20 protein-coding genes, 1 tRNA gene and 1 riboswitch are annotated in these 24,448 nt (G+C 64.8%); of the genes, 11 read left to right on the forward strand and 10 right to left on the reverse strand.

Annotated features, from left to right (window positions below; genetic code table 11):
• From HLH36_RS11610 to HLH36_RS11620, 3 genes are read left to right on the forward strand one after another with little or no spacing between them, the layout of a single operon-like run.
• On the forward strand, positions 1-1,476 hold the full coding sequence (locus tag HLH36_RS11610) for a peptide MFS transporter (RefSeq protein WP_182986530.1): 1,476 nt from the start codon (positions 1-3) through the stop codon (positions 1,474-1,476).
• Complete coding sequence (locus tag HLH36_RS11615; protein WP_182986531.1) at positions 1,473-2,390, forward strand: polysaccharide deacetylase family protein; 918 nt, start codon at positions 1,473-1,475, stop codon at positions 2,388-2,390. The genes HLH36_RS11610 and HLH36_RS11615 overlap by 4 nt, the downstream gene beginning before the upstream one ends.
• Positions 2,387-3,328 (forward strand): isoaspartyl peptidase/L-asparaginase family protein, encoded by a 942-nt coding sequence (locus tag HLH36_RS11620; protein ID WP_182986532.1) that lies wholly within the window; start codon positions 2,387-2,389, stop codon positions 3,326-3,328. The genes HLH36_RS11615 and HLH36_RS11620 overlap by 4 nt, the downstream gene beginning before the upstream one ends.
• Positions 3,329-3,538: 210 nt before the next feature.
• Here the strand turns inward: HLH36_RS11620 and HLH36_RS11625 are convergent.
• A tRNA-Gly gene (locus HLH36_RS11625) sits at positions 3,539-3,612 on the reverse strand.
• A gap of 120 nt (positions 3,613-3,732) precedes the next feature.
• Positions 3,733-3,813: riboswitch (SAM riboswitch) on the forward strand.
• A 123-nt stretch (positions 3,814-3,936) separates the two neighbouring features.
• Between HLH36_RS11625 and metZ the strand changes: the two genes are divergently transcribed.
• From metZ to HLH36_RS11645, 4 genes are read left to right on the forward strand one after another with little or no spacing between them, the layout of a single operon-like run.
• A complete protein-coding gene (gene metZ / locus HLH36_RS11630; protein ID WP_182986533.1) occupies positions 3,937-5,136 on the forward strand; it encodes an O-succinylhomoserine sulfhydrylase in 1,200 nt (399 codons plus the stop codon).
• Between the two features lie 18 nt (positions 5,137-5,154).
• Positions 5,155-5,631 carry a Co2+/Mg2+ efflux protein ApaG gene (gene apaG, locus HLH36_RS11635; protein WP_182986534.1) on the forward strand — a complete coding sequence of 159 codons (477 nt, stop codon included), beginning with the start codon at positions 5,155-5,157 and terminating at the stop codon, positions 5,629-5,631.
• A gap of 44 nt (positions 5,632-5,675) precedes the next feature.
• Positions 5,676-6,284 carry a GTP cyclohydrolase I FolE gene (folE, locus tag HLH36_RS11640; RefSeq protein ID WP_182986535.1) on the forward strand — a complete coding sequence of 203 codons (609 nt, stop codon included), beginning with the start codon at positions 5,676-5,678 and terminating at the stop codon, positions 6,282-6,284.
• Positions 6,285-6,325: 41 nt separating this feature from the next.
• Positions 6,326-7,225, forward strand: coding sequence for a dihydrodipicolinate synthase family protein (locus HLH36_RS11645; RefSeq protein ID WP_182986536.1), 900 nt, complete (start codon positions 6,326-6,328; stop codon positions 7,223-7,225).
• 59 nt (positions 7,226-7,284) lie between these two features.
• On the opposite strand, the gene HLH36_RS11650 is transcribed toward HLH36_RS11645, so the two are convergent.
• Complete coding sequence (locus HLH36_RS11650) at positions 7,285-9,510, reverse strand: TonB-dependent receptor (RefSeq protein WP_338030439.1); 2,226 nt, start codon at positions 9,508-9,510, stop codon at positions 7,285-7,287.
• A gap of 463 nt (positions 9,511-9,973) precedes the next feature.
• Here HLH36_RS11650 and HLH36_RS11655 point away from each other — a divergent pair, with 463 nt between their 5' ends.
• Positions 9,974-12,097, forward strand: a complete 2,124-nt coding sequence (locus HLH36_RS11655; RefSeq protein WP_182986537.1) for a M3 family metallopeptidase — start codon at positions 9,974-9,976, stop codon at positions 12,095-12,097.
• A gap of 162 nt (positions 12,098-12,259) precedes the next feature.
• On the opposite strand, the gene HLH36_RS11660 is transcribed toward HLH36_RS11655, so the two are convergent.
• From HLH36_RS11660 to moaB, 6 genes are all read right to left on the reverse strand, one after another.
• The gene (locus HLH36_RS11660) at positions 12,260-13,513 is read right to left on the reverse strand and encodes an arsenic transporter (protein WP_182986538.1); all 1,254 of its coding nucleotides are present in this window, start codon (positions 13,511-13,513) and stop codon (positions 12,260-12,262) included.
• Positions 13,510-14,769, reverse strand: coding sequence for an MFS transporter (locus tag HLH36_RS11665; protein ID WP_182986539.1), 1,260 nt, complete (start codon positions 14,767-14,769; stop codon positions 13,510-13,512). Before HLH36_RS11665 ends, HLH36_RS11660 begins: the two co-directional genes overlap by 4 nt.
• Positions 14,770-15,053: 284 nt before the next feature.
• Complete coding sequence (locus HLH36_RS11670) at positions 15,054-15,995, reverse strand: metallophosphoesterase family protein (protein ID WP_182986540.1); 942 nt, start codon at positions 15,993-15,995, stop codon at positions 15,054-15,056.
• Between the two features lie 324 nt (positions 15,996-16,319).
• Positions 16,320-16,931, reverse strand: coding sequence for a POTRA domain-containing protein (locus HLH36_RS11675; protein ID WP_246376757.1), 612 nt, complete (start codon positions 16,929-16,931; stop codon positions 16,320-16,322).
• Positions 16,932-17,046: 115 nt separating this feature from the next.
• The gene (locus HLH36_RS11680) at positions 17,047-17,622 is read right to left on the reverse strand and encodes a DJ-1/PfpI family protein (protein WP_182986542.1); all 576 of its coding nucleotides are present in this window, start codon (positions 17,620-17,622) and stop codon (positions 17,047-17,049) included.
• Positions 17,623-17,652: 30 nt separating this feature from the next.
• Positions 17,653-18,201, reverse strand: coding sequence for a molybdenum cofactor biosynthesis protein B (gene moaB, locus HLH36_RS11685; RefSeq protein ID WP_182986543.1), 549 nt, complete (start codon positions 18,199-18,201; stop codon positions 17,653-17,655).
• Between the two features lie 129 nt (positions 18,202-18,330).
• Between moaB and HLH36_RS11690 the strand changes: the two genes are divergently transcribed.
• From HLH36_RS11690 to HLH36_RS11700, 3 genes are read left to right on the forward strand one after another with little or no spacing between them, the layout of a single operon-like run.
• Entirely contained in the window at positions 18,331-18,909 is a 579-nt protein-coding gene (locus HLH36_RS11690; protein WP_182986544.1) for a TetR/AcrR family transcriptional regulator, read from the forward strand.
• On the forward strand, positions 18,906-20,057 hold the full coding sequence (locus tag HLH36_RS11695) for a heparan-alpha-glucosaminide N-acetyltransferase domain-containing protein (protein WP_182986545.1): 1,152 nt from the start codon (positions 18,906-18,908) through the stop codon (positions 20,055-20,057). Before HLH36_RS11690 ends, HLH36_RS11695 begins: the two co-directional genes overlap by 4 nt.
• Before the next feature lie 29 nt (positions 20,058-20,086).
• Complete coding sequence (locus HLH36_RS11700) at positions 20,087-20,440, forward strand: DUF2834 domain-containing protein (protein WP_182986546.1); 354 nt, start codon at positions 20,087-20,089, stop codon at positions 20,438-20,440.
• Here HLH36_RS11700 and HLH36_RS11705 read toward each other — a convergent pair.
• Together HLH36_RS11705 and HLH36_RS11710 are read right to left on the reverse strand one after the other, a co-directional pair.
• On the reverse strand, positions 20,425-23,109 hold the full coding sequence (locus HLH36_RS11705; protein ID WP_182986547.1) for an AAA family ATPase: 2,685 nt from the start codon (positions 23,107-23,109) through the stop codon (positions 20,425-20,427). The two genes, HLH36_RS11700 and HLH36_RS11705, sit on opposite strands and share 16 nt — an antisense overlap.
• Positions 23,106-24,248 carry a metallophosphoesterase family protein gene (locus HLH36_RS11710; protein ID WP_182986548.1) on the reverse strand — a complete coding sequence of 381 codons (1,143 nt, stop codon included), beginning with the start codon at positions 24,246-24,248 and terminating at the stop codon, positions 23,106-23,108. Before HLH36_RS11710 ends, HLH36_RS11705 begins: the two co-directional genes overlap by 4 nt.
• Positions 24,249-24,448 lie beyond the last annotated feature (200 nt).

Consider the following 24,448-nt stretch of genomic DNA (forward strand, 5'->3'; position numbering starts at 1 on the left):
ATGATGGAGCCCCGCCGACGCACCTTCCTGCGGATCGCCACGCTCGAATTGTGCGAACGGTTCGGCTTCTACGGCCTGCAGAGCGTCTCGGTCCTGTATTTCGTCAGGACCATGGGTCTGTCGGAACAGGGCGCCATCATGCTGTGGGGCGCATTCAGCGCCCTCATGTTCGGCGTGCCCGTTCTGGGCGGCTGGCTTGGCGACAGGATTCTGGGCGCCCGGCGGACGGTCGCCGTCGCGCTCGCACTGCTGGCCATCGGCTATACCGGCCTGGCCAGCGGCATGGGCGGCGCGACCGGTGTCTCGCTGGTGCTGGCCGTCCTGGTCTGCGGCGGCGGCATCTTCAAGCCCAACATCACCAGCCTGCTGCGTCACGCCTTCAGCGGCGCCGACGACCGGCTCGATATCGTTTTCACCATCTACTACATGTCCATCAATATCGGGGCGACAATCGCGGCCCTCGCCATTCCCTTCCTCGCCGTGCATATCGGCTGGCAGGCAAGCTTCGGTATCGCCGCCGCCGTGCTGTGGGCCGGTTTCGCGGTCTCGCTGACGCTGCCGGCCACGGCGCCCCCGCCGGCCGGCGCGCCGGATCGCCGCCTGTGGCTGCTGCTCGGTGCCGGTATCGGCGCGGCCTTTACACTGCTTCACTATCCGGCGCTCGCGAGGGCCTGCATCTGGGTCGCGGCCGCCGCCATCCTGCTGATCTGGATCATGCTCTACCGGCGTTCGAAACCCGCCTGGCGCGCGGGCCTGAAACTATCCTTCGCCCTCCAGTCCGAAGCGATCCTGTTCTTCCTGTTCAACCAGCAGATCGCGACCTCACTGACCGGCTTCGCGCGCGACCACGTCGCGGCCACGATCCGCCTCGAGGGCATGGACTGGGCGCTGCAACCCGGCCAGTTCCAGTCGCTGAACAATCTGTGGATCGTCGCGTTCGCCCCCTGCCTCGCCGCACTCTATTACCGCGCCGAACGGAAGGGGCGCCCGATTTCCGTCCCAATCCGCTTCCTGTCCGGCTTCGTACTGCTGACCGGCTCCTTCGTCCTGTGGCGCGCGGCAGCACTGGCTGGCGCGGCCGGGCCGGTCTCGCCCTGGTGGATGGTCGCGGGATATGCGCTGTTCTCATTGGGCGAACTGCTGATCGCAGCCCTCGGGCTCGCCGTCATCGCCCGCTACGCACCCCCCGACGGCGTCGGCCGCCTGATGGGGTGTTTCTCTGTCCTCGGCGGCCTTGCCAGCTATCTCGGCAGCCTCGTCGCCACCGATGCCACGCGCGGGCCGGCAGGAGGTCTCGGCGCGGCTTCCATCGCCGGATATGCCCATCTGTTCGGCAACCTGGCCGCGCTGGCTGCGCTCGTCGCCCTCGCTTCCGCCCTGTTCATCCCCTTCGCCCGCAAGATGGACGCACACTGGCGCCGCGCGCTTCCGCCACCGCCGGCCGCCAACGAACCAATCCTGGAAACCCTGCCATGACGACGCCTCCCGACACCCCTCTCCCTCCCTGGCAATGGCCCGAGAGTCGCTGGCGCGCAGCCGTCGGACGCGCCAGGGCCGGGCGCTCGCTGCATCCCGCTGCCTGGCCGGACGGCGCACGCTGCGCCTTCGCCATCTCGTTCGACGCCGACCACGACACGATCCCGCTGCGTGACGGCGATGAAAGCCCGATGCGGATCAGCCAGGGCCATTACGGCAACCGTCGCGGCGTGCCGCGTATCCGCGCGCTGCTGCAACGCCATGGCGTGCCCGCAACCTTCTTCTACCCTGCCGTGTCCGCTCTCCTCTATCCCGAGGAAGTGCGCGGCATCGTCGCCGACGGGCATGAAATCGGCATCCATTCGTGGATCCACGAGCGCAACACCCATCTGGACGCAGAAACCGAAAGGGACCTGACCTCCCGCGCGCGGGACGTGCTACAGGATATCAGCCGCAAGCTGGTCGTCGGCATCCGCACGGCAAGCTGGGATTTCTCGCTCAACACGCTGTCCATCATCCGCGAGATGGGCCTGCTATACGACAGCAGCCTGATGGCCGACGATGATCCGTACGAACTGGTACAGGACGGGGGCCCCACCGGTATCGTCGAACTGCCGCCCGAATGGATCCGGGACGACGCCGTCTATTTCAATTTCGACCGCTTTTCGGCGCTCCGCCCCTACACGCCCCCGCGCGACGTACTGGATATCTTTCTGGCAGAATTTCAGGGCGCCCATGACGAAGGCGGGCTGTTTCTGCTGACGCTGCATCCGCATATCAGCGGCCATCGCAGCCGGATCGGCGTGATCGCCGCCCTGCTCGAAGCCGCCCGGCAGAAGGGGGATGTCTGGTTCGCCACACACGAGCAGGTCGCGGCCTGGTGCATGACCCACCCCCAGGGAGATACGCCATGAGCCCCGCGCCGACCCGCCGCCCCGTCATCGCCCTGCATGGCGGCTGCGGTGTCATGTCCCGTTCCCTTCTGTCCGAGGAGGAATGGGCCGACGCGCGAGCCGACATCCGCAAGGCGCTGGAAGCCGGATACGCGATCCTGTCCGAAGGCGGCCCTGCCGTCGCGGCCGTCGAAGCCTGCGTGATGGCCCTGGAGGATTCCCCGCATTTCAACGCCGGGCATGGCGCCGCACTGAACGCCGCGGGAGGGCATGAACTGGACGCCTCGATCATGGACGGCGCGACCGCGCTGGCGGGTGCCGTCGCGGGCGCACGGGCCGTGCGCAACCCGGTGCGGTTGGCCCGACGGCTCATGGAACAGAATATCCCCATGATGCTGGCCGGCCCGGCAGCCGACGAATACGCCGCCGCCCATGGGCTGGAGACGATGCCGCAATCCTATTTCACCACCCCGCGTCGGGCAGAGGCGCTGCAGGCGATGCGCGCGCACGACCGGCTGGGCACCTTCGCCAGCGAGAGCGAGAAGCACGGCACGGTCGGCGCGGTGGCACTGGATTGCGACGGCAACCTCGCCGCTGCCACCTCCACCGGGGGCTTCACCAACAAGGCGGTGGGCCGCGTGGGCGACAGTGCCATCATCGGTGCCGGCACCTATGCGCGGAACGGCATCTGCGCGGTGTCCTGCACGGGACAGGGCGAACAGTTCATCCGCCACGTGGTCGGCCACGAGATCGCTGCACGCGTGCGCTATGCCGGACACTCAGTCGGGGCGGCGATTCGCATGATCCTGGCGGAGTCCTTCACGCCGCAGGGGATCGGCGGCGGCGTCATCGCCATCGACCACGCCGGCACGGTCACGGCGGAATTCAACACAGAAGGCATGTTTCGCGGCTGGATCGACGCAAACGGCGAACTCTTTGTCGCCACTCACAAGGACTGAAACTCAAGCCCGATTGCCCGGAAACCGCTCCCGTCCCAATGCCGCCAGAAGGCATTGGGCGGCCCGCCGCTACCCGGCCAGACGGCCAACTGAGAAATGCGGTCTGATGAGCAAGAGTGCCGCATAGGGCCACGCCGTCACATGCTTCCGGGCGCCGAAGCGCAGAAAACGCACGTCGGATCGCCACCAACCGGAATGTATCAGCAAGTCTGGAGCGGGTGAAGGGAATCGAACCCTCGTATGCAGCTTGGGAAGCTGCCGTTCTACCATTGAACTACACCCGCGTCGCGGCTAGCCCTATACCGCACCGGCCGGCCCGATGCAATCCACCCCCACCCGCCCCACATGGTTGACGAGCAGCCCCGCGATCCGCAATAACCCTGACGTCCAATGGCCCCAGGGGGCTGCGGGGCCCTCGTGATTTGGATCGGCCGGCTTGCGACGAGGTTAAACAGACGCGCTAAAGAGGCCTGACACCGCCAGACTCCGCGGGCGTCACGGTTTCCACGGTCGGATTTCCGCGCCAGGACGCGGGGGCCACGGAGCCGGTTCGCCACCCGGATGCTCCCAGCCTCGGCCTCCTGACGGTTTTGTTCCGGGAACTGACGATGAGCAACGACTCCACCTCCGCCTACCGCCCCGCCACCCGCCTGCTCCATGCGGGCATCGAGCGCACGCCCTTCGGCGAGACGAGCGAAGCGATGTTCCTCACCTCCGGCTTCGTCTACGACAATGCCGAACAGGCCGAGGCCACCTTCACCGGCGACGTGGTCCATTATCAGTACAGCCGTTTCGGCAACCCCACCGTCGCGGCGCTGGAATCCCGCCTGGCGGACTTGGAAGGGGCCGAGGCCTGTATCGCGACCTCCACGGGCATGGGCGCCGTTTCCTCGGCCCTCCTGTCGCACGTCAAGGCCGGCGACCGGGTCGTGGCATCGCGCGCATTGTTCGGGTCCTGCCACTGGATCGTCGCCAACCTGCTGCCCCGCTACGGTGTCGAGACCGAATTCGTCGACGGGCGCGACCTGGACGCCTGGGCCGCCGCCCTCTCCCGCCCCACGGCGGCGGTGCTGCTGGAAAGCCCGTCGAACCCGATGCTCGAGATCCTGGATATCGCCGCGATCTCCGAACTGGCGCACAAGGCCGGCGCGCTGGTGGTGGTCGATAACGTCTTCGCCACCCCGCTGTACCAGAAGCCGCTGGAACTGGGTGCCGACGTGGTCGTCTACTCCTGCACCAAGCATATCGACGGCCAGGGCCGCGTGCTGGGCGGCGCGGTGCTGGGCCGCCGCGACTGGATCACCGACACGCTGCAACCCTTCACCCGCAATACCGGCAACGCCCTGTCGCCCTTCAATGCGTGGGTGATGCTGAAGGGGCTGGAAACACTGTCGCTGCGCGTGCGCGCAATGACCGAAAACGCCGCCGCCGTCGCCGACCATCTGGCCGCCGCCGATTGCGTGACCCGCGTCTTCTACCCCGGCCGCACCGACCATCCGCAATACGAGCTGGCCAAACGCCAGATGAGCGACGCCTCCACCCTGGTGGCGTTCGAGGTCGCAGGCGGCAAGGAGGGTGCGTTCGCCTTCATGAACGCGCTGCGGCTGATCGCGATCTCCAACAATCTGGGCGACGCACGCTCCATGGTCACCCATCCGGCCACCACCACGCACATGAAGATCGGCGCCGAGGAACGGGCCCGCCTGGGCATCAGCGACGGCGCGATCCGCTTCTCGGTCGGGCTGGAAGATATCGCCGATCTGAAAGACGATCTGGATCGCGGCCTCGCGGCCCTGCGGTCGCGCTGAGCCGACAGGGACCACGCCATGGCCATTGACAGACCGCCGCCGCCGGGAATGCCCCCCGACCCGGACGCCGCTCTGGCGGAGGCCATGGACGGCGCCCCCTGCTACGAGGCGACCACGGAATCGATCCGCGTGACCGTGCAGACCTTCTGGCTGGACGACCAGTCCATGCCGGAAGAACACCGCTTTGCCTGGGCCTACCGCATCCGGATCGAGAATCTGGGCCGCGAGACGGTCCAGCTCCTGCGCCGGACGTGGGAGATCATGGATGCCATCGGGCGGGTCGAACATGTCCACGGCGACGGCGTGGTGGGCGAACAGCCGGTGCTGGAGCCCGGCCAGGTCTTCGAATACACATCGGGCACCGGGTTGCAGACACCGACCGGCTTCATGCGCGGCCTCTATCATATGATCGATGCCCGCTCGCACCGGCCGTTCGACGTCCAGGTCCCGCCCTTCAGCCTGGATTGTCCCTACCACCCCGCCATCATCCATTAGCCCATCGCGCACGCTCTTCCCCGAAGACAGGATTCATGACCGAAATGTCCCAGTCCCCCCTTCTCCGCCCCTCTCGCGAGGAGGCGGAAGACGCGATCCGCACCCTGCTGCGCTGGGCGGGCGAGGACCCGTCGCGCGAGGGCCTGCTGGACACGCCCGGCCGGGTCGTGCGCTCCTACGAGGAATTCTTCGAAGGCTATGGCGAAGACCCGTCGGCGATCCTGTCGCGCACCTTCTCCGAGGTCGATGATTACGACGAGATCGTGCTCCTGCGCGACATCCGCTTCGAAAGCCATTGCGAACATCACATGGTGCCGATCATCGGCGTCGCCCATGTGGCCTACCTGCCCAGCAAGCGCGTGGTGGGCATTTCCAAACTGGCCCGCGTGGTCGACGCCTTTTCCCGCCGCCTGCAGATCCAGGAACGCCTGACGGCACAGATCGCCAACACGATCAACGACGTGCTGCAACCGCACGGCGTCGCCGTGATCCTGGAAGCCGGGCATCAGTGCATGACCACGCGCGGCGTCCACCGCCCCGGCGTATCGATGGTCACCAGCCGCATGCTGGGCATCTTCCGCACCAATTCCGACACAAGGCGCGAACTGATGTCCATGCTCAACCGCCCCTCGGTCGCAACCGCCCATCTCTGACGCCATCCTCCGATCCACCCTGCGAGGCACCAGGAGGTAACATGTCGATCTTCCACGGCCTGTCCGCCTTCCCGATCACCCCGGCCGACGAACACGGCGTCGTGGATGCCGAAGGCGTCGCGCGCCTGACGGCGCATCTCTCGGCAGCCGGCGTCGATTCCATCGGCCTGCTGGGCAGCACCGGAATCTATGCCTACCTCACCCGCGCCGAACGGCGCCGGGCCATAGGCGCCGCGGTCAAGAGCGTGGGCGGCCGCACCCCCCTGATCGCCGGCGTGGGGACGCTGCGCACGGACGACGCCCAGGCCCTCGCGCGCGATGCCGAAGCCGAAGGCGCGGACGGGCTGCTCATGGCCCCGGTCTCCTACACCCCGCTGACACAGGAAGAGGCTTACCAGCATTACGTGGCAGTCGCCGGCGCCACGCAATTGCCGCTGTGCATCTACAACAATCCCAGCACCACCCATTTCAGCTTCGGCGCGGAACTGCTCGAACGGCTGGCGGATGTCCCCAACATCGCCGCCATCAAGATGCCGCCCCCGCCCGAAGGCGCCGTCGCCGACGAACTCACCCGCCTCCGCGCCGGCCCGGCGGGCAGGCTGGCCATCGGCTATAGCGGCGACTGGATTGCCGCCGAGGCCCTGCTGGCGGGCTGCGACGGCTGGTTCAGCGTCCTTGGCGGCTTCCTGCCAGAACTGGCCCGCACCCTGGTTACGGCCGCCCGCACGGGTGACGATACCACGGTGCGGCACTGCAACGACCGGCTCCGGCCGATATGGGCCCTCTTCCGCGAATTCGGAAGCCTTCGTGTCGCATACGCAGCCATCCATCACCTGCGATTGTCCGGGGCCAACCCTCCGCGACCGATTCGCCCTCTGCCCGAACGCGATCGCCACCGCGTGGCGGAAGCTCTCCTTGCCTGTTCCGAAGACGAAAGCTGACGGTCGCCTACACGTCCCGGCCACGCCCCCGATACGATTCCACCATCCCTCGGCACGCCTCAGAATTCCGAGACAACCGAGAAATATGCGCCCCGTCTCTGCCCGTATTGCGCCTGGTAGATTCCAACGCCGCTGCCGTTCCTCAACTGGTAACGCTCGTCCAACAGATTGACGATATCGGCACGGATCGTAACATCGTGCCCAAAGCGCACTCTCGTGAAACTGTGCTGATAGCCGATGTTGAACACATCATATTCCGGCTGTTTCTCAAGGTTGGCAAAACCACTGCGCAGGCCATACCCATACACGAAATCGACATAGGCCATGTCCCGCTTCGTGCTCCATGACGCGCCGGCCGTTGCTGTGAATTCTCCTTGATGGTCGAGCTGAATCGCATGAGTTCTAATGTAGGCAAGCTCCGCCGCATCGAACTGGTATTGGGCCGAATTGATATCGCGCGCAGCCGTTTTCACATAAGAGAAATTCCCGAACACCGACCACGGGCCATGCCGCCATGAACTTCCGAACTCCGCGCCATGGACACGCCCGCGCCGATAGCTGAAAGGTGCCAGTATCACCGCCCGGCCAAATTGGCCCAGATCGGTAAGATCATGTGCCCATTTGGCATAGGCATCGAGCGAGATCTGGAAATCCGGCGTAATACGCAGCAGAATCCCCCCATCAACATAGTGCGATCTTTCGACTCGCGTCGCATCGTCAATCATGTTCGCCGCAGCATTGGTCGTTCCCGCGAACCGCGCCAACGTCGAAGGGTAGACATATTGCGGCGAAGGCGGAGCGAAATAGCGCGCATATCCAATATGCAGGGTCGCGATCCGGCCTGGTTTCCAGACCATGTTCGCACGCGGACTCAACTGCCCCTCCCGACCGAAGGATGAGGCAAAACGGTCATAACGCAGACCATAGTTGAACGTCAGATCGCGGGCGATCCTGTACTCATCCTGAAGATAGACCCCGGCTTCGATCGCCCAATTCTCCGTATTGTCGATCAGGCGCACCGGCACATCCGAAATCTGCCGACCATTCGCATCGGCGGGGAATGCCAGCGTATCCGTATCGAGCCGCTCGGACGTATATTGCCCCAGCGCCCCCACCCGCATCGTATGCTGGGGCGCGATTGCATAAGACAGATCGAACTGCACGCCTCCGGTCGTGAAATCATTCACCTCATGTTCGGAAACACCCTGATAGATAAGATCCCGATCGCGATCCGGCGCATAATCGATGCGCCCATAACGAAAATACGGCGACACCTGGACATTCATCCTGTCCGTGCTGCGCTGGTAGGAAAGGACCGCATAATCATTCTGTTCCGTCTGGCTGTCGTCCAGCCCGGCCCAGTTCATGGCGGGATCGTGCGGGTCGACGCCGGCCACATCGTAGAGGGTCGTATAATCCGGGCTGCGCATATCGAACGTCTTGAACGAATTCGGAATCTGGAATCGGGCATAGGACGTACTGGTCAGCAGGGTGACACGGCTGACATCATCGACATGACAGGACAGGTAGGAAAAAGCCTTTTCCTGCATGGTCACGTCGTGAACGGGACGGAAGGTGTCGCTCGGATTCTCGATTCCGATATTGTTCCGCGTGAACGACAGCGTCGTGAAATAGTCCAGTTTTCCGTGCCGGCCGCCAAGCTGCACGGACGGGACGACACTGTCATAGCTCCCCCCATAGAGCGAAACCTGATTGTGCTTCAGACTTTCTCCGGTCTTGGTATTCACATCCACCACCCCGGCCGTACGGAAACCGAACTGCGCCGGCAATGTACCCGTCAGCAGATCCACAGACTGGATGATGCGGGTATCCAGTTCCTGCCCGAACCCATTCAATCCCTCGGGCAACAGCACACCGTTGACACGATAGGCCAGCCCTCCATGTTCGCCCCGCACATGAACCTCGCCATAGCTGTCCAGGACGACGCCGGGCACACGCAGCAGGATCTGATTGAACGCAGCATTCTGCCCCTGGGGCGTGGCCGCGATCTGGCGCTGGTCGATCGTATAATCCACAGCTCCCAGCCCCGGAAAAATACGGGCCCGCTCCCGATTGAGGTGCCCGACCACATCGATACGCTCCCGACCCGCCGCAGGCTCTGCCGCGGCAGCCGCTGCCCCCCTTCCGCCGCTTTCTCCACTCGCCTGATTCCGCCCCGCAACCGCCCCCATGCTCGCGCCCTTCCCCTGCACGGGTGGTGCCCGCACGACACCCGGCGGGGAAAAGGGCGCGTCATCGGTCGCCCCCGCCGATGCAGGCTCCACGGAAAAGCATCCCAATCCGAAAGCCAGGCAGCCGCCCAGCACGCCCAGGTTCCCCGCGCGTGACCACGGGCCGGCGATTTTCGGTCCACATCTGAAATGCATAAGCTTATAAACATAGCATATGCTATATTCGTGCCGTCGCATGAGCGCGTGCTTCCTTTGCATGGAATGTTCCAGACTTGTTCAAACAGCCGGACGCCGGACAATCCCGCCCCGAAACCGGAAACGAGAGCAGGATGCTCTCAGGGCCGGCACACTCAATCGTACCGCCCCAAAATATGCAATATGCTATATTATATTGCATATGGAAATTCATCATCGGCGTTCCCCTCGGCCGGAACGCACGGTACGGGCCACCCGGTTTCCATCCCGATCCCGTCTGCCTATAAATGATTACCAGCCGGATCATCCGGCTTCGCCCGCAGCGCCACACGGCGCCGCCTGTGTTCCAAGGGTTCACTGAATGACACGATTGCTCCGCATCAGCACGCTGGTCGCCACGACCGCGCTGGCCAGCCTTTCCGCCAGTGCAATGGCCGCCTCCAATCCGTTCGCCACCCCGAGCACGCTTCCGCTCCAGGCACCGCGTTTCGACATCATCCATGACGGCGACTACAAGCCGGCCTTCCTCCAGGCCATGGCGATCCAGAAGGCCGAGATCCGCCGCATCGCCGACAATCGCGCCGCGCCGACCTTCGACAACACGATCGTCGCGATGGAACGCTCGGGCCGCATGCTCGACCGCGTGGGCCTGACCTTCTACGGCGTCTATCAGGCCAACACCAATGCCACATTGGACAAGACACAGAGCGACATCGCCCCGCTGCTCTCGCAACATCAGGATTCGATCTATCTCGATGCGAAACTCTTCAAGCGCGTCGAGACCCTGTACAATGACCGGGCCCGTCTGAATCTCACGCCCGAACAGATGCAGGTGCTCACGCTCTACTACCAGCAGTTCGTCCATGCCGGCGCGAAGCTCTCACCCGCCGACCAGGCGAAACTGCGTGCCCTGAACACGCAGATTTCCACATTGGAAACGGCGTTCCAGCAGAAGCTCCTGGCCGCCACCCGTGACGGCGCGCTGACGGTCGACAGCAAGGCTGCCCTCACCGGCCTCGATGACGGCACGATCACCGCATTCGCCAAGGATGCCGGCGATCGCAAGCTGTCCGGAAAATGGCTGATCCCGCTGCAGAACACAACGCAGCAACCCGACCTGGAGAGCATGACCGACCGCGCCACGCGCGAGGCCCTGTTCCAGCAGAGCTGGACCCGCGCCGAAAAGGGCGATGCCAACGACACCCGTGCCACGATCTCGACCCTGGCCCATGCACGGGCGCAGAAAGCAGCCCTGTTCGGCTACCCCGATTTCGCATCCTATGTGCTGTATGACCAGATGGCCGGCACACCCGCCGCCGTGCAGCGCTTTATCGCCCAACTGGCGCCGGCGACCCGCACGCAGCAGGATCACGAAGCCGCCCGCATCCAGGACACGATCCGCAAGGACGGCCAGTCCTTCTCACTGCAACCCTGGGACTGGACGCATTACGCCGAGCAGGTGCGCAAACAGGATTACGCGCTCGACCAAAATCAGGTGAAGCCGTATTTCGAGCTCAATACGGTGCTGCGCGACGGCGTGTTCTTCGCGGCGACGCAGCTCTATGGCATCACCTTCAAGCAGCGGACGGACATCCCCGTCTACAACCCGGACGTGATGGTGTTCGAGGTCCTCGACAAGGACGGCTCGACCCTCGGCCTGATCTATTTCGATTATTTCAAGCGCGACAACAAGAATGGCGGCGCGTGGATGTCGAATTTCGTCGGCCAGTCCAAACTTCTGGGCACGAAGCCGGTCGTCTATAACGTCGCCAACATCGCCAGGCCGGCGGCCGGCCAGCCCGACCTGATCACGTTCGAAGACGTGGTCACGATGTTCCACGAATTCGGCCACGCGCTGCACGGGCTGTTCGCGAGCCAGACCTACCCGCTCGTGTCGGGCACCCAGGTCGCCCGCGACTTCGTCGAATTCCCCTCGCAGTTCAACGAGCACTGGGCGCTCGATCCGACCGTCTTCGCCCATTACGCGCGCCACTACCAGACGGGCGCCGCAATGCCGAAGGAACTGGTCGACAAGATCAAGAAGGCGGCGACATTCAATCGCGGCTACGCCATGGGCGAACTGATCGCGGCGGCCCAGTTGGACATGGCCTGGCACAGCCTGCCCGCCAACGCGGCCCAGCAGGATGTCGACGCGTTCGAAAAGGCGGCCCTGGACAAGACCGGCCTCGACACCGCCCTCGTCCCCACCCGCTACCGCTCCAGCTATTTCCTGCACATCTGGTCCAACGGCTACTCCGCCGGCTACTACGCCTATCTGTGGACCCAGATGCTCGCCGACGATTCCTTCGCCTGGTTCCGCGACCATGGCGGCCTCACCCGCGAAAACGGCCAGCATTTCCGCGACATGATCCTCTCCCAAGGCCACACGCAGGACTACGCCCCCCTATTCCGCGCCTTCTACGGCAAGGACCCCGACATCACCCCCATGCTGAACCACCGCATACTGGGCACAGACCCGAACTGACGCCCACCCCACAACCGCACGCCGGAACCAATCCGGCGTGCGTCCACCACGCTCCTCCGCATCGCAGACAGCATGACAGCCGCACGACCATCCTTAGCCGACGCTCAGATCGCCTCACCAGACCGCCCCTTGGAAACGCGCTGCAAGTATCGCACAGACCGCTCACCCGGCTAAAAATCGTGCACCAAGAGCTGTAAAGAGCGCAACCGGCATGGCTACGGCGCCTATTTTTAGAAACTGTAGAAACCCGACGTCCTCGCCCCCGCGACGGATCACCTGCAACCACAGAATCGTGGCCAGAGATCCTGTTACGGAAAGATTTGGGCCAAGATCCACACCGATCAGGAGGTTATCAGTCACCAGTCGCGGTACATGAGCTTGCGCGACTGCCTCACTGGCGATCAATCCGGCAGGCAGGTTGTTCATGATGTTGGATATGAAGGCCAAAAGGGTGCCCGCGCCCCAGGCAGCGGTTACAGGATTGGCGTTGGCGGTGTGCTGAAGCAGGCGGGCAATCTCCCCGACCAGCCCCGTACTTTCGACGGCGGCCACCAAAACGAACAGCCCACCCACCAGCGGCAGAACACCCCATGAAATATCCCGCACGAGCGCAATTGGTGATCGTCCTGCCAGCGCAGACACGCCCAAAGCTGTCCCAATGCCGGCAATCGCTGTTGGCAAGCCGAGAGGCCGGTCAAATGCGGACACCGTCACAAGCAGGAGCGCGGTCAACACGATCCCGCCAAAAGCCGCCTTGCCTCCCAGTGTCAACGGGATGGTCTCAACCTGAGCGGCACATTCCCGACGCAGGTGTGTCCGTTCCATGCGACGCAAAACCAGATAAGTCGTCACGATCGCCAAGAGCGATGGCAGCGCGAATGATACCATCCATGATCCCAGGGCTGGGAGTGCGCCGTCATACAGAACCAGGTTTGCTGGATTAGAGACGGGCAGGACAAAGCTTGCCGCATTGGCAACGAGTGCACAGGCAAACAACAGTGGAAGTGGATCGGCTTTTGCCTTGGTCGCTGCTGCGAACACTGCAGGTGTCAGTACAACGGCCGTCGCATCATTGGACATGAAAGTCGTCACCACGACACCCGCCAGATAGACCAGTGTGAACAGCTTTACCGTCGAACCCGCGGCATGATTGACCGCCCAGGTTGCTATCCAGTCGAACAGCCCGTTTGCGCGTGCCGTTTCACTGAGCAGCATCATGCCAATCAGAAACAGATAGACATCGCCACCTTTCAGGAGGCCGGCACCTGCCATGGAAAGGGGGATCAGTCCCGTCAGCACGAGGAGTACGGCTCCTATGGCTGCCCATACCCGCTCCGGGACCCGAAACGGCCGGATGATGACTCCAGCTGTCGCCAGGATGGCGATCGCCCAGATCGCTTCATGATGAAAAATCATGCCGGCGCCCGGTCGGCAGAACGCACGGTCGATGCGGATCCTATCCAGAGGCCCAGCGATACGATGGCAAAGCAGCCCAGAATGTAGAATGCCGCAGGGTATCCAAGATCCTCAGCAAGCCATCCTCCCAGCGCAGGAGAAAGGCTTGCTCCAATTCCCTGCGCGGTCATGACCACCCCCTGTCCGATATTGATCCGTCCGGTTCCGTTCAGAAGCCTGGCCACCAGCCCCGGCACGGCGACACTCTGAAGCCCCGCACCGATACCATCGAGGATCTGCACCGGCCACACGCCCCAATGCTGGATGAAGCTACCCGCAATCAGGCCACGAAATGGCAGGGCGGCAAACGATATGAGCAGGACGATCCAGTAGCCACGCCCCCTGATGAAGCGCATCGCCAGAAGACTGACGACGATCATCACGGCCTGTGCGACCATCACGGTCATCGCCGTGAACATGGCCGGATTGCCTTTGCCTGCACTGACGACTGCCATGCCGTATAGGGGCAACATCGCTGCGTTGCCCAGATGGAAGAAGCACAGACAGATCGCCAGGATAAGGAGAGGCTTATGTCGTAGAAATGACTGCAGGCCCTCGGCCTTCCTCTCATCATGGTCTACGGTACCGTCCAGCCCGCGCGCTGCCTTATGATCGATGGATTTTTCCGGGATCATGAGCACGGCAGAAATGGCGAACAAGCCGAAAGCCACTTCGAGGCAGAAGATCGCTGAGAGGCCAAACTGCCACCCCAGCCAGCCGGAAAGTCCGGCCCCGACCATATTGCCGGCATGGTTCCAGGCCTGGTTACGACCGATCTGTGTGTTGAAGCCTTTCTGACGCACGATCCCAAGCGTTATTCCCGCCATCAGAGGGCCGATCCCGGCTCCAGCCAAAGCGGTTGCAAGCTGACTGACCGTTACGACCGGCACCGATTGCGAACTCAGCAAAAGAAGAGAGGCAGAAATCGTGCAGAGCGCCGCCACAATGACGAGCAGCCGCTTTTTCGTCGTGTGATCAATCAGCGCCCCCGCGGGAATGGTGGCGAGCATTCCCGCAATGCCTCCCGCACTCATGACGGTTCCGATCGGCCCCGTTTGCCAGCCATGACGCTGAAGAAAAACGCCCAGAAAAGGACCTATACCCGCCTGAACATCCGCCATGAAGAAATTGAGTACGCATAAGGCGAACAACGCCCGATTGAGTCTGGGGACGTCAAGACTTTCATCAATGCCGGCAGTGGCGAGGGTCTGGATCATCAGGTACTCTTCGTTCAGCAGCTAGCCTTAACCGGGTTCGAGAGAATAAGTTATATAACCCTTTCTGCCGCTCTTTTTGTCGAATTTAATGAATTGGTTATAGATATCCACTCGTTTGGACGAAGTCGCGCAAGCAGGAAAGTGTCCGCTTTGGAGAAAATACATAATAAGCCGAAATGTCTTAAAGGAAGCGAAAGCGGACACGCTCGCAATGCGAACATACCCGCTCCAAACGCAACTCGATCAGCCATTCCGACACCCGATTCTGAGTCCCCCCATATTCCTCATGTATTCTGCGGATCGACGCTCCGAAAGCCATATGTCTCATACCGCGTCGTCACGGCTCCGTTCGCGACGTCCACCACCATGAAGCCTTCCGGGGTCCCGTAGCGCGTGCCATGCCACCAGTTGCCGGAGACGGCACCGCCGGTAATGTAGGGCACGCCGTGCCAGTCGATACGCTCCAGAATATGCGTATGCCCCTGAAATACACCGATGACATTATAGCGGTCGAACAGGGGAAGAACCTCGTAAGCATTGACGACGCTCAGCGCGTGATGCTTCGCAGGCGTCGCAGGCGGGGCCGCATAGTCCTCGACGGCGGTGACGAGCGGAATATGCGTCACCACGATAATCGGCATGCCTTCAGGCTGCGCGGCGAGATCATTGGCCAGCCACGCAATCTGCGGGGCGTCGATCCGTCCCTCATATGAGCGATCCGCCGTGATCCCGATGGAATCGAGCACGACGACATGCACGCCCTTATGGTCGAATGAATAATAAAGACGGCCGAAATTATCCTCGAAATACTTCTTGCCATACATCGGGTCGGTCGGTTCCGCGCCGCTCTTCGTATAGACGCCAAAGCAGTCGTGATTGCCGATCGTATGATGAACCGGCAGCATCAGATCGTCGGCGGTACGCTTGTAAAGGTCCAGCAGCATCGTGGCGCGCGAAGCATTGACGCCAAGTGCGTCGAAAACATGGTCACCGCCCTGAATGGCGAAATCCGCTGGAACACCACGCGCTTTGACGAAGGCCGCATGACATCCAACCTGCGCGTTCAGCTCCGGCTGAAGATGCGTGTCGGTGATGAACAGAAAGGTAAATGGCTCATGCGCACGCATCGGCGGACGATTCGGCGCCGCCGCCCGCGCGCTGGCGGCACCGGCCAATACAAACCCGCCCGTCAGGGAAAGGAAGGAACGTCGGTTGATCTGAAACATGAAAGAGATGCTCCGGGCCAGGATGAACGATCTCGACAGTTTCGCATTCCCGCGCACGGAACGAAGCAGCAGACAGTCAATGTCATAAAGGATTCATAGAACGGGCCTGCCAACGACCCATTCATCCGAACGGCCCTCAAACCAGAGCGTTCAGGCACATTCCATATAGGTATCGGAACGTCTTATGGACGCATAGGCTCATGAACGAGGACCGAGCAACCGCAATGCAAAGAGCCCGTTCAAGAGAAACCGCCCGCCCAAGCCACCGCTCTATCCAAAAAGACGCGGAGCGCGGCCAACAGCCCCGCCCCGCGTCCACCACCTTTATTTCTCGGTAATCTGATACGTCAGCACCACATGGTTATCCCCAGCCGGCTGCGACGGCACCACCTGGATCGCCGCGCCGACACCATGGTCCTGATAAGCCTTCTGCACCGCCTGCTGATCGGCCGCCATCGCCGCCTGATCGATCGTCGAGCCGGGACGCAGCTTCGTCGCAGCCGTCAGGTCGGCAGCCGACAGCTTCTTGTTGCCCTCGAAGACGATCTTGTCGACCACCAGCGCGGTCTGGACCACCTCCGGCGCCTGCTCCTCGATCGCCCATTCGACATAGACGGCGGCACCGGCGAATTTCATTTTCTGGCCGAATTTCAGGCCCACATTCTTTTTCTGATACACGCCCATCACGTCCTGCGCGCCGGCGGCGATCTGGTCCCGGGTCACGGTATCACCCTGATGGAACGGCAGGGCGGCCAGGATCTCGTCGGTCGAGACCAGCTTGTTCCCGGTAATGACCAGCGATTTCAGCTTCAGCGGCGTGGTGGCCGACGGCGGGGAGGCCGCGAACGCCTGCGGGCCGCAGAACGAGGCGGAGGCAAAGCCGGTGGCGATCGCAACGGCCAGCGCCGAGCGGGCCAGAAGATGACGGGTGCGCAAGACGGAATTCTCCCAGACATGACCGGGCGGCCGGAACGCCGCCCTTGCCTGTCCATGATGCACAGCTATCCGCCCATGCCAATGCCGCCAGCCGACATGGGCGGCCCCAAGGCGATCAGATCGTGACGCCCACCCCCAGCACGGCAATAAACTGCGCCAGCCAGCGCGGATGCGCCGGCCAGGCCGGCGCCGTGACCAGCCATCCATCGGTCACCGCGTCATCGACCGCGATATCCGCATAAATCCCGCCCGCCAGCTCAACCTCCGGACGGCACGCCGGATAGGCCGACACGGTACGTCCCTCGATCACCCTTGCGGCAGCCAGCAACTGGGCCCCATGGCACACGGCAGCAACCGGCCGGCCGGCAAAGGCGCGCACCAGGTCGATCACCCGCGCATCCAGCCGCAGATATTCCGGCGCCCGGCCACCCGGAATCACCAGCCCGGCATAATCCGCCGCGTTCACCCCCTCGAAATCCGCCGTCAGGGCGAAACGATGCCCCGGCTTCTCGCTGTAGGTCTGCGCCCCCTCGAAATCGTGAATCGCCGTCAGCACATGCTCGCCCGCTTTCTTGCCCGGACAGACCGCATCGACGGTAAACCCCAGCATCGACAGCGCCTGATACGGGACCATGATCTCGTAATCCTCGACATAGTCGCCCGCCAGCAGCAGCAATTTCTTCGCGCTCATGGATCGCGTTCCCTTTTCCGTGGTCGTCGTTCAGTCGTGCGAAGCCGGCAGATGCTCGCGCAGGCGCGGCATCAGCTCCACGAAGTTGCAGGGCCGATGCCGGCTGTCGAGCTGCCAGACCAGAATGTCGTCCCAGCCATCCTTCACCGCACCGCTCGATCCTGGCAGCGCGAACAGGTAGGTCCCCCCCGCCACCCCGGCCAGCGCCCGCGACTGGATCGTGGAGGTCCCGATCTTCTGGTACGACAGCATGCGGAACAGCTCGCCGAATCCCTCGATGCGCTTCTCCAGCACCTGCTCATAGGCTTCGGGCGTCACGTCGCGCCCGGTCACACCGGTGCCACCGGTCGAGATGATCACGTCGATCTCGGGATCGGCGATCCATTCCTTCAGGCAGCCGGTGATATGGTCCACATCATCCGGCTCGATGCTGCGCGCCGCCAGATGATGCCCGGCAGCAACAATCCGCTCGGCCAGCAACCTGCCGGAGGTATCGGTTTCCAGGGTACGCGTGTCCGACACGGTCATCACCGCGATGCGGACAGGCAGGAAGGGGCGGGTAAGATCCAGCTTTGACATGGCGGCATGTTCTCCATCGCCGGAAGGGGCGTCAACGCCTTATTCAACCCGCAGGCCACGGCGTGATTGACAGACGCTCCGGTACATTTAATTAATGATCCATATGGATCAAAAATGAAGCTGAGGAAGATGGCACGCCCCATAGATCCCGACCTCCGCCCGCGCCTTCTTGAGCAAATCATCGCCTATGTGATCGCCAACGGCGTGGCCGACTTTTCCGTCAGGACCGTGGCCGCCGCGATCGAAACCAGCCATCGCACAATCCTGTATCATTTCGGCTCGCGCGAGCAGTTGCTCTGCACCGTCTTCGATACGATCCGCGAGACCGGAAGCGTAGCGCTGGACGCCGCCCTGCCACAGCAAGGCGATCCGCAACGCATCTTCAAAGCGGCATGGCGTTATCTGGCCCAACCGCGCATGCGGCCGACCCTCTGCCTTTTCTACGAAATGTATGCGATCGCCACCCGCGATCCGGATCGGTTTGGCGATTACGCACGCCGCACGGCGCATTTCTGGCTGACGACGGCCAGTGCCCGCTTCAGCAACGCGGGCGCATCACCCGAGGCCGCGCGCCTACTGGGCGGGATGACGATCGCTATGCTGCGCGGCGCCACACTGGAACTGGCGGCAACCGGCGAGGTGGAGCGGCTGACCGAAGCGGTCGATGCCTTTCTCGACCTCCTGCCCTGTGCCGGGGACATGCCATGACACAACCGGCCCGAATCGCCGGCATGGATGCCGCTCGAGGCGCCATCATGCTCATCATGGCCACGGACCACGTCAACGCGCTGGTCGTACGTCGCCATTCGGCCGAATTCTGGGCCGGATCATGGACGCACTACGGCGATACGCTGGCTGATCGCATCCAGCTCGGCTTTCGCATCTTCTCCGATCTCTGCGCGCCGGGCTTCTTCTTCTGGATGGGCAGCGGGATCGCCCTGCTGGCGGCGCGCCGAACCGACTGGCCCCACGGACGGCTGAGAACGCACACCTTGCTACGTGGCATCCTTCTCATAGCCCTGAGCTGGTTTGTCGAGGTGCCGGCATGGCTGGTCGGCATACACGGCGACCATACCGGTGGGTCGCCGGGCGGATGGCCGGGCGCGGGCCCGGCCATCCGCCTGCCGATCACCGTGCTGACCGCATTGGGACTATGCACCATCCTGCTGGCCCTGTTCCAACCCCTGCTGCGACGACGTATCGCCATGGCGTGCCTCGCCGTGTTCTGCGCGCTGTCCCCTTCCCTCTTCCTACCCGACGACCCGCGATCTCCCACCGGCATGCTGGCCCGGCTGGGACTGGTGGCCGGACAGACCGGGGGGCTCTATGTCGAATATCCGGTGCTGCCATGGCTGGGCGTCACCCTGTTCGGCCATCTTTTCGGTCAATGCCTGGCCCGCCAGCCCGGCAGAACGCTGCAGGCTTCGTTGTGGATCGGTGTCGGGTGCCTCCTGCTGAGCCTTATGCTGCGCTGGCACGGCACATTCGGCAATCTGCGCCCACCTCGTGACGGATCGTGGCGGGAGTTCCTCAATCTCGTCAAATACCCGCCCTCGCCGGTATTCGTGCTGTCGATGCTCGGCGGCACGCTCTGCCTGTTCCGGGCCTTGTCCCACGATCCCGAAAACCGGCTGGCGAGACTGTGCATCGGCTTCGGGCGCGCGCCACTGGCGTTCTACCTGGGGCATCTGTGGCTGTTCGCCATCATCGGCGCCGCGTTCTTCCCATTCGGTACCGACTACGCAACCGGGCTGCTGGTCTGGCTGGTCGGCCTGGGGCCGCTTTACTGGCTCTGCGCCACATTCGCGCGGATCCGGCGCGCCCAGTCCGCCACATCATGGTTTCATCTGTTCTGACTGTCCTCCGAAAACCGCTGGAGACAATCATGTCTTTACGACATCGATATTTTGCACTGTGCGTGTTGGGTGTGGCGACACCCTATGCGTTCTTCGTCCCCTGGTTGCTGGACCATGGATTGGTGCCCGGCGCTTTCATACGCGATCTGGCCGTGAACCGGGTCAGCCTCTTCTTCGCGGCAGATGTCGTGGTGTCCGCGCTGGTACTCTTCCGGTTTGCCTGGACCGAACACCGGGCCGGCAGGCTGTGCCGGGTCTGGCCGGTTTACGCCGCCACTCTTCTGGCAGGCGTATCATGCGGATTTCCACTGATGCTCTTCATGCGGCAGGCTCGGACAGAGCGGGCCACGAACCGCAACACCCCGGATCAGCCAGCCGGCTGATTCTGTTCCCCCACCGGCTCGACCGCCAGCCGCCTTGCCCCCAGCCCGGTAAACAGCTCCGTCCGGCAGGTCAGGATCAGGATCTGCAACCGGCCGGCTGCCTCGGTCAGAATGTCGAACATCCGGTCCAGCCGCCCCGAATCGGCATAGGTCAGGGCATCGTCCAGCACCAGCATCGCCGGCCGCCCCCGCGCCTGCATCAGGTCCGCCAGCCCCAGCCGCGCCAGCACCGCAATCTGCTCGCGCGTTCCGTCCGACAGAGTCGCGAACGGCTCGTCGATCCGCCGCGACAGCGCCGAAATGCTGAAATCCGGCTCCACGGTGGCCACGGCACGCGGAAACAGCGCCGCCAGTGCCGGCTGGATCGCGCGGGCCAGCGGCGCCAGATAACGCTCGGTCGCCGCCCGCTCCGCCGCCGCCACCGCATCGCGCAGGCATTGCAGGATCGCAACCTCCCGCGCGCAGGCCGCATCCTCCGCGGCATGGGCCGCCCGCAGCCGCTCCTGCGCCGCAATGCGCTCGTCCAGCCCATCGCCCTCCGCCGCGCGAATGCGGGCCTCGCGCGCCGCCATTTCCTGCCGCAGCGCCGCCAGGCGCGCATGGCCCTCCTGAATCGTGCGCTCCAGCCGCTGGATCGCCGCATCGGCCAGCGCCTCGGTCCCCTCGGGCCGCGTCTCCTCGATACGCACCAGCGCCTGCTCCGCCCGCTCGGCGGCTTCATGCCCGGCCGCCAGGCGGGCCGACAGCGCCTCATCCGCCTCCACCGCCCGCGCGGCCTCCAGATCGCGCGCCAACTGGGTCGCGCCATCCCGCGCCACCTGCCATTCAGCCCGCAACCGCGCCAGATCCTCCGCCGCCCGACGCATCGTCTCGTCGGGAGAAAGCAGCGCCCGATGCGCGGCATCGTACCGCGCCTCGGCCACGTCCATCGCCTGTCGGGCCGCCTCCAGCATCGCCAGCGGGTCATCCGTCCCGTCGCCGGCCTCACCGATCCGCGCGATGCGCACATCCAGATCCGCCAGCCGCCGCCGGGCCGCTTCCATCGCCGTCGCCGGCACCTGATCGGCGCCGGCCAGCAGGCCGCCCAGCACCGTCCGAGCAGCCTGGAAGGCCAGTTCCGCCTGCCGCCGCACAGCCAGCGCCGCCTCGGCAGCGGGAGTATCGGCACAACCAGCCGCCGCCAGCGCCCGGCGCAGCACCTCTTCCGCTCCCGCCAGTTCCGCGCGCAACGCGTCACGCCCATGGCTGGCCGGTTCGATGCGGATGGTGCCGATCCCCTCGATCCGCAGCACGGCATTGTCCGTCACCACAATGCGGCCGCTCTCCAGCGCCTGCCCATCCAGCACCAGCCGCCCGCGCGCGCCATCGGCCAATGTCACATCCAGCGTCGTCGCCTGTGCCCGGCTGGCAGCGCGCGCCGCATCCAGCGCGCGCTCGGCCTTGCGGATCGCCCCCAGCCGCGCATCGTCGATCGTGCAGGCATCCAGCTCCGCCGCCGCCTGCGTCACAGCCCGCGCCGCCTCGTCCAGCCGGTCCAGCGCCGCCGCCGCCTCGCGCCGCTCACGCACCAGCCGCGCCCGTTCCACCCGGCCCGCCGCCAGGTCCAGCGCCCGGCGTGCCGCCTGGCGCCCGGCATCGGCCATCCGCACCGCCTCCAGCCGCGCGGCATGCGCCGCCCCCGCCGCATCATGCGCCCCCTGCGCCGCCTGCAACGCGCCTTCCAGCTCCGCCACCCGCGCCGTTCCCGCCGCCAGATCGCGCTCCCACGCCGCGCGCCCGGCCAGATCCTGCCGCACGGCAGCCAGTTGCGCCGCCGCATGGTCGCGCACCGCCCGCGCGGCCCGATGCCGGGCATCATAATCCCGCAGCCGGTCACGCACCCGGCCCGCCTCGGCCAGACCGGCGCGCTCCTTTTCCCGCCGGTCGGCATCGTCCTCATGCGCCAGCCGGCGGCGCAGATCCGCCATGGCGTTCAGATCGTCTTCCAGGCCCTGCCGGCGGGTCTCCAACCGCGCCAGTTCGGCCGCCGCCTCCTGCTCGCCCTCCTTCGCGGCACGAAAGCGGCCGCGCGGATTCCCACGCCCGTCCAGCAGCACGGCAAGGTCGGCCGTCACCCGCGCCAGCACCCGGCCCGCCGCGTCCCCGCCGGTCATGGCATCCAGATCGGCTTCCAGGCACGACCGGATGGTGGCCCGCGCCGGGTCCGACAGGTCGGGCTGCACCAGGCTCTGCCCCTGCGTCACCCACAGCGCATTCAGCAGCCCCATCGCCTCGGCGCCGCGCTTGCCCGCCTCCACGCCCAGCAGATCCTGCAACCGCGCCTCGGCCGCGTCGCCATCCAGCCGTTCGCCGCCCCCTTCCAGCCGGGCAAAAGCCCGCTGCATGAAGCGCTTCTCCAGCCGCCAGTCGCCCCCGTCGAGCGTGAAATCGACCGCGATACGCGGCGCCCCCCGCCCGCCATAAGGTTGCAGGTCCGCGATCGGCCGCGCCTTCGACCCGTGCGGCAGCAGAAACACCGCACGCAACGCCGCCAGCAGCGTCGATTTGCCGAATTCGTTCGGCGCCCCCAGCAGGTTGATGCCCGGCCCCAGCCCCGTCAGCCGCACGGCATCGCCGAACCGGCGAACCTGCTCGACCTCCAGCCCCCGCAGAATCATGCCACCGGTCATGCCATCCCCCCGGCCCCGTCGCGCGCCAGCAGATACAGCCGTTGCAGCGCCGCCGCCGCGATCGCCCGCGCCGCCTCGTCGCCCTCGCCGGCCTGCCGCGCCAGCGTCTCGGCGGCGGCCCGCACGGCGCCGCCCGGCCCGAACGCATCCAGATCGTCCGACGACGGCGCCAGCCCCGGCGCGCCATCGATTCGCAGCAACCGCAACGCCGAGCCCAGCCCGTCCACAATCCGCGCCTGCCAGCCTTCCAGCTCCGACAGCCCCAGCGCCCCGCTCACGGCCAGCCACACCAGCACCCGGCTGGGATCATCGGGATCGATCGCGCGCAGCCGCCCCTCCAGCGCCGCGATATCGTCGGCACAGGTCAGCACCGCCTGCGCCCGCGCCCAGCGAAAGCGCCCGACCGCATGGGATTCGACCACCGGTTCGGCCCGAGGCCCATCCAGCGTCACCAGCAGCGCCTGCCCCCCGCCCGCACCGCCGAGGTCGAACCCATCGACCTCCGGCGTGCCCGAATACCAGGTGCGGGCATCGATCCGCTGGGCGCCATGCCAATCGCCAAGCGCGAGATAGGATAGCCCCGCCTGCCGCGCCCGATCGATGGCCAGCAGATTATGCCCCGGCGCCTCCTCCCCGAAACTCCGCACCGAACCATGCGCCAGCCCGACCCGGATCGCCCCCTCGGGCGTGGCCGCGCCATCCATCCAGGCGGTCGGGTCGCCGATGACATGCCGATGCCCCAATCCGGCGGGCAGCAGCCACGCCGTACCCGCCGCATCCAGCGCCGCCGGCGCGTGGGCCAGATGCGGCACGATATGATCCGGCAGGCCGGTCCGCGCCAGCCGTTCCCACAGCCCGTCCCGCTCGTTGAAATCATGGTTGCCGGGAATCAGGTGCCAGCGCAGGTCGGGAAACTGGCGCATCCGCTCCACCGGCTGGCGCAGCGTGCGCTCCGAGGGGCGCAGATGGTCGTAGATATCCCCCGCCACCACGACGCATTCCGCCCCCTGGGCGCGGGCCAGACGGCCGATCCGGCCGATCGCTTCCAGCCGTTCCTGCTGCAGGACGGGCAGGATATCATCGTCGGCGAAGCGGAAGACCTTGCCGATCTGCCAGTCGGACGTGTGAAGCAGGCGCATCCCCCCTTATCGCCCGATCCGGCAAGGACGGCCAGAGGGACATGCCACCGGCGCATACCAGCCATCGTCACCACCCGAAGCCGCAGAGGGCGCATGCGATAACGATATTTCTCATGCACCCATCATGTATTTTTCACATTCGTACATTTCCGATCCCCGCCGCACCCACCCTCTGATACGGTTTGTCGCGACCTGGACAT

Origin of the sequence: Gluconacetobacter aggeris, assembly GCF_014174395.1 — a bacterium.
In the GTDB taxonomy this organism is placed as follows: Bacteria; Pseudomonadota; Alphaproteobacteria; order Acetobacterales; family Acetobacteraceae; genus Gluconacetobacter; species Gluconacetobacter aggeris.